Raw genomic sequence first — 14,822 nt, forward strand, 5'->3', positions numbered from 1 at the left:
GTGAAACCATGCTCAATTCATGTTATTGTGTCCTATCGGACTGTAATGCTTTTAATGTAAAAGACAACTTACACTTTGAAGGATCTAATTGGTATTTCTTCTTGGCTAACCCTCGTTTTGACCATGAGTTTTCGCCTCCAACACCAGCTTGTTTATCATCAATACAGATATAAATTAAATCTCTAGGTTTGATATCAAAAGTATGTCTTTGTGCTTTAGAATTTCCTGGATCAAAATCTGAAATAGGATTAAATAATGCATTAAACTCTACTGTTTCTGCTGCATTTATCTCTAAACCATTTTCCTTCGCATCCATCCATTTTACAAAACGAACATCAGTACGATGCCCATTCTCTTGCGGACGGATATAAGGCACATATAAGTCTGCTACTTTTGTCGTATATAAACCGACAAATGAACCATTGTTTCGGTCTATATAGTTTTCCTCTGGACCTCTACCATAATAGTTTACCGTGTCGTATTTCTTATCAATGGCAAAAGTCAGCCCATACCTAGGCATAAACTTCAAAGTTTCAGGTCGATCTGCAATTAACTCACTCTCCACCTGTACATCACCATTAGATTGCACCCAATATATTACTGTATTTTTAGCATTCAAAGCATCTAACCCAATAGTATAACTGATACGATAGTGTCCTTTCTCTTTTTCAATTTTTCTGTCAATGATTTTTCCTTTTTTGGCCTGATCTCTCCATTCAAAGTAATATTGATCTTTAGGATTTTTGGCATTCCAAGCCCCAAAATCGTTATCTGTCATTGCTCTCCAAAAGTTCAACTTTGGTCTTTCCTTTATTAAATCTTCTCCGTTTACTTTATAAGAAGCCAAACCTAATTCCTCTTGATCAAACACGACTTCAAAACCATTTCCCTTTAAAATAAGCTGATCATTTACTTCTTTTAGTTGAATCTTAGCTGTTCCCTTTGATGCACTTACTGAAACTTTGTTTGCAGATTGAAGTAAAAACTGATTGGATGAAAGTAGGTGTCCTTTTTCGAGTAAGTTATCATATCCATCATTGATAACATATAGGTTAATAAAATACTCTTTATCAGCCTCCATTTGATAAGAAAAATCTAATGAAAAATCCACTTTCTCTTGTGCCTTCACATTTAAGTTTTGCACAACTCCATGATCGGCTAAAATACCATTTTCATACAGTTCCCATTGTACAGTAGTATGCTCAAGTCCTTTGAAAAAGTTTTCATTGTACAGCTGGAAGTTTTGACCATCAACATGTATAAAATGTTGGTTTTGGTAGATGTGCTTGATCTCCTGAATTGCTGGGTGAGGTGTTCTATCTGACCCTATAATACCATTGGCACAGAAGTTTTCATCAGTATGGATGGAATCGGGTTCATAATCTCCACCATAAGCATAATAGATTTCGCCATCTGTCGTTTTTTCCTCTAAACCTTGATCTTGCCAATCCCAAATAAATCCACCCTGAATTGTTCTTTCTTTACGTACCCAATCCCAGTATTCCTTAAAGTTACCATTGGAATTTCCCATAGCATGACTGTATTCACACCAGATAAATGGGCGTTGTTGATCGAGTGGCAATTGATTATTTTTCTTCAAATACTTGTTGGTCACTTGCTCCATGCCCATATACATCCATGAAATGATGTCCGTAGTTCTTGGTTCAGATTTTTTATAATCTGATCGTTCATAATGCACTACTCTAGAGGTGTCATAAGCATGAGCCCAATCATAAGCGGCTTTGAAATTACTTCCATTTCCGGCTTCATTTCCCAGCGACCAGTACACTACAGAAGGATGGTTGAAATCTCTTTTCACCATTCTTTGTACTCTATCAACATGTTGTTCTTTGTAAAGTGGATTGTTGGCCAATGTTTCATCTGCTTTATAGCCATAACCATGAGATTCTATGTTCGCTTCATTACACACATAGATGCCATATTGATCACATAATTCATAAAAATAAGGATCGTTGGGATAATGGGAAGTCCTCACCGCGTTGATATTGTATTTCTTCAAATCAATAATATCCTGTAGCATCATTTCCCTAGAAACTACATGACCATTGACAGGGTCGTGTTCATGACGGTTGACTCCTTTCAATAATACGGGCTGACCATTGACCAGAAACTGTCCATTTTTGATTTCAGTTGTTCTAAAACCAATTTTTTGATAGGAAGCATCCAAAACCTCACCACCTTTGCCCAAAAGTGCCACTTCTAATTGATATAAATGAGGTGTTTCGGCAGACCAACTCGCCACCTTTCCCATTTGAATATTTTGATCTGTAATTGTTGTGGACGCAGCTTTATCTACCTCTACCTCTTTTGTGTTTGTAAAAACGGTGACGCCTTTTTCATCTTTTACAGACACCCTCAACTTCATTCCTTTTTGCTTTTTATTCGAAGTATTTTGAACATCAATCGAATAGGAAAGCAATCCATCTTTATAATTTGCTTTATCTAAACTAGGGTTTAATTTGATGTCTCTTACAAACGTTTTTTCAGTCGCAAATAAGTAGACATCTCTTTCTATACCACTAAGCCTCCAGAAATCCTGATCTTCCAAGTAAGAACCATCACACCAACGATATACCTCTACAGCAATATCATTTGCTCCTGTTTTTACATACTCCGTCACATCAAACTCAATCCCTGTTTTAGAACCCTGAGCATAACCTACTTGTACACCATTTACCCACACATAGAAAGCAGAGTTCACTCCTGCAAAATGGAGAAAGATGTTTTTACCTTTCCAATCTTCATTCAGCATAAAGTCCCTTTTATAACTCCCTACTGGATTATATGCATGGGGAATATAAGGAGCATTTTTAGGATGTGGATAGATAATATTGGTATAGATAGGCGTTCCATACCCTCTTCTTTGCCAGTCAGAAGGCACATCAATTTCTTTCCAATCGGAGACATCGTAGGCCAACTGATAGAAGTCCTTTGGGCGATCATCTGGTTTTTCGGCCCAATTAAATTTCCATTGCCCGTTGAGCAATTGATAGTTTTTTAAATCCTGTTGCTCCTTTCTAAAATCAGTACTTTCATAATGAGTAAATGTACTGTGAGTCGGTAAAGTATTTACTCGTATTACATCAGGATTTTCCCAATGGGGTATTTCTTGGGCAAATGTGGTCATAGAAGCCAAGCTCATTGCCACAATTAAGGCATTTGTTAGCGGTTTATTCATTTCTATTTATTTTAATAATTAAGCAACAGGATGAAATTTTAATGGATGTGGAAAAAGTGAAAGTTTCACCTCTCATTCCAACTATTATTGATCATCCCGATCTACTTCTTATTTACTTATAAGTAATACTATGATTTTAAATTCTTGATAAAGCAAAAGCTTAGTGCACGTAGCACTTAAAATTATTTCGATGGGGAATGCGTTTTTTGCCCGAAGTTAAATACTGTGGACTCCGTTCTTGCATTCTCCATTATTTTGCTCATTGCCTCCGCAATTTCAGGATAAGTTGAGGCTATATTTTTCTTTTCCTCAGGATCATCCTCTAAGTTATAAAGCTGTGGTATACTTTTTCTATTTTTGAAAACATTGTATCGTATAGCTTTCCACTTCCCTTTTCTTAACGCCTGTCTTCCACCCTTTTCATGAAACTCCCAGTACAGAAAATCATGTTGTTCTTGATCGTCACTTCCCATCAAAGTAGGATAAAATGATACACCATCTAAAGCATCAAAATCTTTAGTATCTGTCGCCAATAATTCAGAAAATGTAGGAATGAAATCCCAAAATGCAGAGACTAAATCAGTCTGTGAACCTTTCTTGATTTTGTTATTCCATTTTACAATCAATGGTACTCTAATCCCTCCTTCATAAAGGTCACGTTTATACCCTCTGTAAATACCATTACTATTAAAATAGTCTGGGTCAGCTCCGCCTTCTTTATGAGGGCCATTGTCAGAAGTAAAAATGATAATCGTATTATCAGCAATCCCCAATTCTTCCAGTGTTTTTACAATATCACCTACTTGATCATCCAACACATTGATCATGGCAGCAAAAGCAGCATGTGGTTCTTTTTGGCTTTCGTAAGGACCTTCTCGGTACCTTTCTCCTTCATCATAACCTTTATATTCTTTTTCAGGCAGATATTTCCCACGATGTTTTTCCATATACTCTTCCGGTGCCACTAACTCCGCATGTGGTAAAGCAGAAGGATAAAACATAAAGAAAGGTTTGTCTTTGTTTTCTTTTATAAAAGTAATCGCTTTCTCGTGTATAATTTCAGGTGCATACTCTTCTTTTGCTTTTCCCTCATTTCCTTTGAGCATGATTTTTTGATCATTCTCCCATAAATGATAAGGGTAATAGTGATGTGCTAAACGCTGGCAATTGTAACCAACAAAAGTATCAAAGCCTTGATTGTTGGGGTCGCCTTCTGAACCTGGAAAACCAAGTCCCCACTTACCAAATGCCCCTGTTGCATACCCTTCTTTTTGGAACAATTCGGCCATAGTAAAAACAGAATCTGCTAAAGGAAACTGTCCTTCGGGTCTTGCTTCCTTATTTCCTCTGATCATTGTATGACCCGTATGTTGTCCTGTTAAAAATGCACTTCTTGAAGGCGCACAAACCGTCGCCCCTGAATAATGCTGTGTAAACAACATCCCTTCTGCCGCTAACTTATCAATATTGGGCGTATTAAATTTTTGCTGACCATAACATGATAAATCTCCATAACCCAAATCATCTGCTAGTATAAAAACTACATTAGGTTTAGGTTGAGTAGTAGTTTCCTTTGTTGCCTCTGTTGTTTTACAACCAAAAAATAGGCTTATAATAAAGATGTAATAAAGTACCTTAGATCTCATTTCAATTTCAATTTGAGGTTTGGTGAAAATTATACTTTAAAAGTACAGCTATTTCAAAACCGTGCAGGTGACTATGATTTTTATTTTTAGTACTATGCTTTTAGACTGAAAAATGTCATTTTTAAACAGCATTGTGCTAAAATTTTGACCTTACAAAAGGGTACTATACTTTGTTTTGAAAAACTTGATAACACGTTCATTTTCTCTCAATCAAAATGTGCCCTTTACTATTTATAATTTACACTATCGGTCATAAAAACATATATGCGATTTTAAACAGGAAAAGTTGTCTTTACAACCTCAATTTTCATTTTGAATAAACTGTTCAAGTTTTTGAAGAATTTATACCCCTTATTTTGACATTTTCAGTGGATATTGGCACCATAAACCACAATCAAAAATTTATAAACCTAAACAAAAAAAAGTAATTGAAATGAAAATAGTGAACCAACAAACATTTTTTATCCTCCTCTTTTTATTTTTTAGTCCCTGCCTCTTTGCAAAGACATATTATGTAAACTTTGAAAAAGGAAATGACAAAAATAAAGGGACATCCAAAAAGGCTCCTTGGAAAACACTTTGGAAAGTAAACCAACAAGTATTCAAACCTGGTGATGAAATTTTATTTGCAGCCGGAACAGCCTATAATGGGCAGCTCAATCCAAAAGGATCTGGGACGAAAGAGGCTGTTATCAAGATTGACCGTTATGGAAAAGGTGAGAATCCTCAAATCAATGGACTCGGTCAGAAAGAATCTGCTGTATATCTCTATAATGTGGAATATTGGGAAGTGAGGAACTTAAAGGTGACAAACAAAGGAAAGCAAGCCAAAGCCCAACGAAGGGGTGTTGTAATTAGAGCGGAAAACTTTGGAGATTGTCATCATATTGTATTGGAAGGACTTGAAATTTTTGACGTTAACGGTCTTCTAGAAAAGAAAAAAGGAGGAGGATCTGCTATTCTTTGGCAAAACCAAGGAGAAAAGAAAAAAACGCGATTTGTAGACCTTCAGATTTTGAATAATTATATGCATCACTGCGAAAGAAACGCCATTAATTCTAAAGGAAATATCAAAAGAACCAATTGGCACCCAAGTACCGGTGTGGTAATCAGAGGTAATTTGATTGAAAATATACCTGGGGATGGTATAGTTCCTTTGGGTTGTGATGGGGCTTTGATTGAATACAATATTATACGAAAAGGAATTGATGCGATGCCCATGGGTGATGCTGCCGTGGGGATTTGGCCATGGAGTAGTGACAACACATTAGTACAATTTAATAGTGTGAGTGATCAAAGAGCAAAATGGGATGGACAAGGTTATGACTCTGATTTTAATTGTTTCAATACGACATTCCAATACAACTTAAGTTTTGACAATTGGGGTGGTTTTATACTGATCTGTAATAATGGATTCTCATTAGGTAAACCTAATAACAGTGGCACTGAAAATTCAGTAGTAAAGTACAACCTGAGTATCAATGATGGTATTCGACCTTATAAAGCACACAATAAACGCTTCTTTGCTCCTACTTTTCACCTTACGGGACCCGTGAAAAATTCTTCTATTCACCATAATATCGTAATCATACCTAATAAGGAAAAGGCTGAAATGGAAAATCACCTGGTAGAATTTCAGGATTGGGGAAAACAATTTCCTCAGCAAACCCTCTTTGAAAATAACCTTATTCGAAATCAATCTGAAGCCAAGTTTGTTGAAAATGGAACAAAAGGATTTATTCAAAAGAATAATGATATTCAAACCGAGTTTGACTATAGTGAAAGAGATCCGCAAAAGATTTTGGAACAACTAAAAAGCCATCCTCTTTTCGAAAACGATCCAGAGTTTATGAAGCTCTATGAGTTTGTTAAGTGGTTAGGGTATAACAGGAAATAATTCCCTAATGACAGATCTAAAGACAAGGGTTTTGTAATCATCTTCTAAAGGCAATTTAAGGGCGTTGCATTGCAACGTCCTCGCGAACCACAATACACAACAATTTATCCTTCATGAATGGATGCTCTTAACGTTTACAAAAGAGGTATTGCGCTTTTTTACTCCACAAGATAGGATTCGTTGTCAATAAAGTTTCGCATCCTTTCGGTAAATGAGGGGTATTTTTCTTCAATTTCCAAGCGTAAAATTGGCATGGTGCATGTCTTGTACAATGCAATATATAAAGGTTTTTGGTATTCAGGCTTGTCTTTATAAAGGCCTATCAATGCATACTTTTTCAACTTAAGTAATTCTAAAAAAGTGCGTTCTCTTCTCAACTGATTTAATCGGTCGTCCTGTTCTAAATAAGCAAAGGATAGGTCTTTCAATAAATCGTCACTTCTGAGAAACTTAAACAGGTTAATTGAATTAATTTTCAATGAATCATTTTGACTCGCTTGAAGAATCATTTTGTCAAAATCACCTTTTCGATAAGACAGAAATAAATAGAGAAACTTATTATTTCCTTTTAAAATTGCTTTTTCAATAATCGAATAATTTTGTTCGTTGATAGGGACTCTTGCTAAGAGATAATCTGAAAGCAAATCAAATTTATTGAAAGAATGAAGTAAATGAAAAGCCTCTGTTCTGATACTGCTATTGCAATTTATAAAACATTGTTCCAAGAAATATTCAATCAATAATTGAGTAGAAATAGTACAACCATCAATTCGTTCAAGTTCCAACCTACTATTCAGGTGATTATGAAGAATAGCAATCACTTTTGAGGAATTATTTAACGTCAATTGTTTGAAGGTATAACACCTTACCAATATATTATTGCTAAACTGTAAAGACGTCAGTTGACTTTCCGTAAGTCTTGAAGTCAATTCCAATGCCGTAGTTCCTTGGGCTGACCGTTCTCCTTTTTCATAGACGTGCTCACTCTCTAGCATTTCATAGGTTGCTAAAAAAGTTTGTAAACTATCTGTAGTACTAGAAAATAAATTTAAAGAAAACAGAAGAATCAGATAGTTAGTCAATAATAGTTTTTTGTACATCAGTAATTTAAATAGAAATGAAGTTCCTTTTTGCTTTTGGTATGACACAATTAATAGTACAATTTAGAAAAAAGTCTTTGGGAATAAAAAATTCATTCCATGAGAATTCATTTTCCCGTTTCTATTGACAAAATATCTCCTTCCTTCAAATCCAAGTTCAAACTATCATCTATTCTACTCTGAGCAAGGATCAAGTTAATAGGTAGTTCAGAAGCTATGTTTTTTAACTGTTCATCCTCTAATTCATACAGTTTCTTATGGTATTTCCCGCTAGCATATAAATTCCAAATGTGTTGATAGGTCATATAAATTGAATCCAAAGCAGTATCTATGTCTTTGATTGGAGATGTTGAGGAGAATTTCAAATTGAATACAACTTTACTGGGGGAATCAGGCCAATTTTTTCTCCGCCCATTATTGATCACTTTTGGTGTTAAAAGATCTCTATGAAGTGTTGTAGTATCGTTAATCGTAATGACATTCCGATTGCGGATTAATGCACAATTTCCTCCCTGCCAAAAACAGATCAAACCTGAGTTAAGCGGCAACTTATTTCCACTTCCCGTAATTAGAATTACTTGATCACTTTTGAAATGACAGGCATTTAATACGATGCTCTTTTGAAAATCATAAAACGTCGAAAATGAGTCTAATTTCATCATCTCCTTTTCATCATAAAATTCTTCGTACTCGAAAACGTTGACGTATTGGTTATTCTGACATGAAAAAAAAGAGAATAAAAGAAAAACTGATGATACTAATTTTAGTATGTAGTTCATGTTTTTAGAGTATAGTTTAAACTACAAAGGTAAACTAAGTTTGAGAATATTTATGGTTTTTAGAAATCAGGAGATTTCTGATGATCAGTAGGACACGAATGACACTAACGCTTAACATTCGCGCCAGTAGGTTTTATAGGATCTAATTTCAAAGATGAAGGAGATACTACTAATTGATTGTCTGATTACATGTCAAAAGACAAAAGTTTTTATTATAATCTTCTAAAGTGTAGTTCTGTAGGAACGTTACATTGCAACGTCCTCGCGAACCACAATATACTACCATTTGTCCTTCACAAAAGGCATTATGTAAATTAATGAAAACTTCGTTTACAGTTTATTAATTTTCGTAAGTTCTCAAAAAAATACGCTTATTAAAAATTAGTAATACTAAAAATAATTAAAATGTCATTATTTCCTCAAATCCCTTATTCGTTTTCTCTCGGTGTTTTCAGTAGCATTAGGGTGCATATCTACTAGCTGCCAGTCACTAAGTTCTTTGGTCAAGAAATCTATCACCATATCAATAGGTAAAAATTGTTTGAGAATATTGTAAGTGATTTTGCTTGGAATAGTAAGTTTCATGATGGCTTTTATCCTCTTACAAATTTCTTTTCGGAAAGAGGAAAGGTAAAAAGTACTGACAGAAGGAAAATGATTGCCGTTTCCGAATTTAGGCATGTACATTTCTTTTTCATCAAAATCAAAAATAGGGATAATCTGATACTCTCCTTTTTCATTTCTATACTTCTTTTTTTCCTCTTCTGGCATATTTTCATACCCCGCTTTTACCAAAGCATTTTCCTCATTTTGAATATCTACGGTAAAATAATCCTTTAAAAATTTTTGACAGTTTGCTCTACCAAGAAAGTAATCATGAATTCGAAATTCCTTACTGATAAAACCGCCAAAACCACCTAAGGATCCACAAGCAATCGCTTTTTCTCCAGAGTAGTCCCCTCGTTTTGGAGAGATAATATAATGCTTTTCTAGAGCACTGGCATTCTTCGTTTCGTTTTCTATCTTCGGTTTTACCTTGGCTTGGTGACGTAGTGTTTCTAAAAATGGACCTGCCAAACCCATGATGTCTCTAATCTCTCTATTCCTTCTTTTATTGGTACGTTCATGAGTAGTTTCTTCAGGAAATGGATCAATCGTCAATACCACATATTCCTTATTATTCTTTTCCTTCAACACCTCTTCTACGTGTAGAAAAGGTTCATTATTAATGACGCCTCCATCTACTATAATATTTTCACATTCCTCTTCCTTTCCAATGTCTCCCAATTCAGCTCCTTGATTAATCCATTTATTATCAATAATGTATTTCCCTTTTCTAGTAACACTTCTAGATTTCAACCCAAAAGGAAACGCTCCTGTTGCCAAGGTAGCACGTTTTAATAAATCGAGGTTCAATGAGGTATCCTTAAAAAAATTCAATGGGATCCATCCATCATTACTATAATCCTGAGCATTTTTAGCTAATTTAAAGCAAGCAAAATCGTTGTGGTAAGTCACATAAAAATCGTCTGATTTTTTGCCATTTCCCTTAAACGAATACTTATAGTCGTAGCCATTGAGGTTGGTTAAAGTGACAAATACTTTAAGGTCATCAGGGATATAATTTCTCTTGACTTCATTCTTACAATTTTTGATCGCTCTATCAGCAATTTCATCAATAAAGTCGGAGTTAATCAATGAGTCAAGTTTTTTCGTTCTTTTCAGGTCTTTGGTGTCTAATATCCTACTCAACATATTGACGTTTGTCAGATCTACCCAACTATGGTACAACTTATTAGAGGTGATATTTTCTAAAATATTTTTGTTTTTCACTTCCCTCACATGATTGATTCTTTCATTGAGTATAGAAGCTAAAATCACACCTGTAATTCCTCCTGCGGATGCCCCTCCAATAATCGGTATTTCAATCTCATGATCAGGAATAGAAGATAAGTTTGAAGTCTTCTTTTTTTCTTCCCAAGCATCCAATGCTTCTATAAGGTAATCAATTACTCCAGCAGTGTAGGCTCCTCCTGAGATTGCACCTGCCATACAAAGTCCCACTTTGTATTTTTGTTTAGTAGTTACTGACATATCTAGTTCGTAGAGATGAGTAGTTATCAAACAGTTCTAGCTTTACTTTGAACTCGCTTGAAAAGTACTAAACGTTATAAAACAAAATGTGAACGGTCAGTTAATTCCTCATCAAAAACACCTTGATATTTTAACTGAATATCAAGGTGTTATGATTATGTAAATTATCAATTAAGGAATATAAAAGTTGAAATCAATTCTGAAATAAAAAGTGTACCTTTCTATTTCTAATGCATTTTATCAGCCCAGTTTACAATTTCAAAATGATAGTCTTTTTCTTTTGGAGGATTAATCATAATGTTTGCATTACTTCTATCTTTCAAAAAGCCTTCATTGCTCCATTCTCCTCTAGTAAATTTGAAAATAGCAGGATTGGTTACTTCCAATGAAATTGTACGGATTGAATCATTGACGACTTCTAATTTTACTTTATCGGGGTTCCAATTCCCTAACGCCTTTTGATTACCTACAATATATACCTGACCCTTTTTATGAGGTACCTTACACGTAATGGTTACAGGGTATGTCTTGTCTGAGATAAATGAATTTTTGTTTTTATGATAGAAAGTAAAATAATCCGATAAGCCTTGACTTAACCCTTTACCCAATACCGTAAAATGATCTTCAAAAGGATAGCTTTCGATCTCGACCTCTAGCTTTGGTGAAGTGTATTTCTCAAAGAAAGCATACGTTTTCTCTCTTGGTTTTACCCAATGTTGCCAATATTCCTTCCCTTCATCTGCATTGCATAGAAAGAGGAATACCTTATGTTTTTTTTGATCAAAATCATAAGTCATAAGCTTATTGGCCACTTGATTTTTTTCGTAGGCTAAATTGGGAGATATTGCCAAATAGCCTCTAAACTCAATATCAGAGGGTAGAATGTAAGACAACACAAACGATGCACTCAAAGAATGTCCTACCACTAATCGATCTTCAGATGTATGATAGTTTTCATTGATAAAGGGAATTACCTCCTCTAAGAAAAAAGCACTGAAATTTTCTGCATTTCCGCTATATTTCCCATATCGTGCTTTATCCAATTTTTCTTCTAATACAGGAAGAAAATCATTATTTCTACCATAATCTTCATCGGGAAAATAGGGAGAAGTGATGCCAACCACGATATTTCGATCTCCCTCTGCCTCTTTTATAAAAGGAAGAGAAGCATGAACATAATCAAAGATTTCACGACTTTGTGCATCAAAAACATAGACAACATTGTAGTTGTAATACGTTTCTTCCGTATACCCTGCCGGAGTATAAACAAAAAGCTCTCTGTTTTGGTCTAGATGTTTAGAGTGAAGATTGACGATTTCTACGTTAGCATACTTTTGAGCCCATGATAAAAAAGGCAAGCATAAACACAAGCCAAGTAAAAATAATAGTTTGTTTTTTCTCATTTTCATTGTATTGAATAGTTCATTTAAAGTTAATAAATGAATCAAAATTCAACAAAAAAGCCTTACTAAAATGTATTACAAATTAGTAAGGCTAATAATGATTGGATACTATTTTCTTAATTCAATAAGTTGCCAATCCTTACATCAATATAAAAAGTTCTTGGTGTATAAGGTCCATAAACAAACCCAGCGTCTTTATCGATACCACTTACAAAATTAGACTGCATTTGATTGAATATATTTTTTACTCCTGCACCAATTTGAATGTTAGCATCTTTTGTCAGTTTTGTAGTGTAGGCCAATTTAATCCCCAAATCTACAAACTGCTCACTTTCTATCAACTCTTCATTTTCAGTCAATTCTCCGTTGATAAAACCGCCCGGAAGGTAAGGCACATACATTTTACCTGTATAAACCCCAGTCAATGAAGCCTCCCATTGATTCGTGATTTTATAATTAGCAGTCAACGAACCGTATTGATTTGGTGTTCTCAAGATCTCTTTTGAAGTACTTGAATCTTCATCTCCCCACTGGTTTTCCTCGTCGTATTGAGAAGATTGAAGCGTATAGTTGGCCTGAATCATAAAGGATTCACTTGGAGCAATTTTAGTTTCAAAGTTCAAACCCTTTACTACCGCATTTGAAGTAGAATTTCTTTTGAAAAGAATCAAAGTACCATCTTCTTGATAGTCGTATTGGTTATCAAAACGGTCATTGATGGTAGTATGGAACCCTTCTACCAAGAAGTAGAACTGTGTTTTACCGATTTGCTGATCAAGGTCCAAAGCCAAATTATATGAAATCGACGTTTCCGATTTAAGATCTGGATCTAAAACTGTTCTTACACCCTGCCCACTTGTTACTTCGATGTGTAAATCTTCTGAGAACATTTGTGGTGCTCTAAAACCTGTAGCAAATCCGCCTCTTACCTGTAGATTATCTAAGATTTTGTATTTCAAATTTACTCTTGGGTTAATGGCTGGCACATTTTTATCATTTTCATGATTTTGTAGGTCAGTAATATCTACATAATCCATTCTTACACCTGTCAATAAAGACCATTTGTCATTAGTCCATTCTTGTTGAGCAAACAATGCATAAGTATTTGAATTTTGGTCAGAAACGGTAGCGTCGTTGGTCCACTTTCCTGTTTCCTCATCCAGATACGCTAGCTTCTTGTCATTGATTCGATCATTGATAAACTCTGCTCCAACAACAAGTACTGATTTTCCTCCTGCGACTTTACCGATATTATAATTCATCTGAGAACCTGCAATGATAGTACTTCCTGTAGTTGATCCATAACCATCAGGAGCTTGATGAGCACCATAATAACTGTCTCTATCTACAAATTGACCAATTGCATACGTATTCAAATGCCATTTTTTATCCTTACTGAACCAATCATGAGTAAGACTTGCACTACCTATATTCATTTCGATAGCCTCCGTAAGGTCTGTTTCATGATAAGCACGATCAAATTTGTTACCTCCTCTTCTTTGATCGTTGATAAACTTAGCATCAAAAGTAAATTTATTCTGATCATTTAATTGATGATAAATTTTGGTTCCTACAGAGAGTGTTTCTAAAGATGTTACTTCTGAAAAATCATCTTTAATGGGATCACCATAAGGATTTCCATCATCGTCTATTTTGTAATAGATATCGTCTGGATTCGCATTCCAAGCATCTCTATTTCTATAAGATCCAAAAAGATAACCCGATGTTTTTTCATTTTTAGAAACTAACGAAGTATTGAAATATACGTTGTAATCATTCGCTTCACCATTCAAAGAAGAGAAATTACTTCCTACTTCATACGCATTAAACTGAGGAGATTTAGTCAAAATATTGACCGTACCACCAATTGCATTGGCACCAAATAATACAGAACCACCACCTCTTACAATTTCAATTTGGTCGACCATGTTTACAGGAATTTGTTCCAAACCATAAACACCTACCAAACCATTAAATACTGGACGGCTGTCTATCAAAATTTGAGTATAGGGTCCTTCCAACCCATTTAATCGAAGTTCTGTAGAACCACAGTTACCACATGTCGTCTCTACCCTTGCACCTGAAACATAATTTAAGCCCTCTCCTGCTACCTTAAAATTAGCACTTTGAAAAAGGTCTTTTCCTATTACATTAACGACCGAGGACGTTTCATTTCTACTTTGTGCTCTTCTATTACTTGAGACAATCACCTCATTTAATTCTAGAAGGTCTTTTTGTAACTCAATATGAAGTTCGTTTTGAGTACTAGCTACCCAATCCATTTCCATGGTCTTGTAACCTACTGTAGTCACCGTGAGATGGTAAGTTTCTCCTTTCTCAAGCTCTATGATGAAATGCCCCGTTTCGTCAGAAGTCGTTCCAAATTGACCATCATTTATCGATATATTGACAAATGGAACATGCTCCTTTCCTGAAGTGATGTGGCCTTTAATTTTAATAGGATTTCCAGCGAATAGTTGAAGACTGAATAACGTTAGTAGCGTTGAAAAGATGTATGAATTGAAGTTGTTTTTCATTATCCTTATTTAGACTTAATTTTAATAATGAGTCAAAATTAGAGGATGACACACACCATTAAAGTAACAATGATCACATCATACCTATGATAATTGTCACCATAACATAATACGGACAAGAAAATAGGTCTAAATAAGTATATTGTAAACTAAATTATCGTCAACTT

8 protein-coding genes are annotated in these 14,822 nt (G+C 34.8%); 1 reads left to right on the top strand and 7 read right to left on the bottom strand.

Annotated features, from left to right (window positions below):
* Nucleotides 1–22: 22 nt before the first annotated feature.
* Both PL77_RS15365 and PL77_RS15370 read right to left on the bottom strand, forming a co-directional pair.
* A complete protein-coding gene (locus tag PL77_RS15365) occupies nucleotides 23–3,199 on the bottom strand; it encodes a glycoside hydrolase family 2 TIM barrel-domain containing protein (protein ID WP_044207053.1) in 3,177 nt (1,058 codons plus the stop codon).
* A gap of 182 nt (nucleotides 3,200–3,381) precedes the next feature.
* Entirely contained in the window at nucleotides 3,382–4,845 is a 1,464-nt protein-coding gene (locus PL77_RS15370) for an arylsulfatase (protein ID WP_052444462.1), read from the bottom strand.
* A 433-nt stretch (nucleotides 4,846–5,278) separates the two neighbouring features.
* Here PL77_RS15370 and PL77_RS15375 point away from each other — a divergent pair, with 433 nt between their 5' ends.
* Nucleotides 5,279–6,742: a right-handed parallel beta-helix repeat-containing protein gene (locus PL77_RS15375; RefSeq protein WP_052444463.1), complete on the top strand. Its 1,464-nt coding sequence runs from the start codon at nucleotides 5,279–5,281 to the stop codon at nucleotides 6,740–6,742.
* A 158-nt stretch (nucleotides 6,743–6,900) separates the two neighbouring features.
* On the opposite strand, the gene PL77_RS15380 is transcribed toward PL77_RS15375, so the two are convergent.
* The 5 genes from PL77_RS15380 to PL77_RS15400 form a co-directional block, all read right to left on the bottom strand.
* A complete protein-coding gene (locus PL77_RS15380; RefSeq protein ID WP_044207057.1) occupies nucleotides 6,901–7,842 on the bottom strand; it encodes a hypothetical protein in 942 nt (313 codons plus the stop codon).
* A 107-nt stretch (nucleotides 7,843–7,949) separates the two neighbouring features.
* Complete coding sequence (locus tag PL77_RS15385; protein ID WP_044207059.1) at nucleotides 7,950–8,621, bottom strand: hypothetical protein; 672 nt, start codon at nucleotides 8,619–8,621, stop codon at nucleotides 7,950–7,952.
* Between the two features lie 411 nt (nucleotides 8,622–9,032).
* Nucleotides 9,033–10,715, bottom strand: a complete 1,683-nt coding sequence (locus PL77_RS15390) for a patatin-like phospholipase family protein (RefSeq protein WP_044207062.1) — start codon at nucleotides 10,713–10,715, stop codon at nucleotides 9,033–9,035.
* 227 nt (nucleotides 10,716–10,942) lie between these two features.
* Entirely contained in the window at nucleotides 10,943–12,118 is a 1,176-nt protein-coding gene (locus PL77_RS15395) for an alpha/beta hydrolase-fold protein (protein ID WP_044207115.1), read from the bottom strand.
* Between the two features lie 116 nt (nucleotides 12,119–12,234).
* A complete protein-coding gene (locus PL77_RS15400; RefSeq protein WP_044207066.1) occupies nucleotides 12,235–14,655 on the bottom strand; it encodes a TonB-dependent receptor in 2,421 nt (806 codons plus the stop codon).
* Between the last annotated feature and the right edge of the window lie 167 nt (nucleotides 14,656–14,822).

Origin of the sequence: Flammeovirga sp. OC4 (assembly GCF_000812565.1) — a bacterium.
Lineage (GTDB): Bacteria > Bacteroidota > Bacteroidia > Cytophagales > Flammeovirgaceae > Flammeovirga.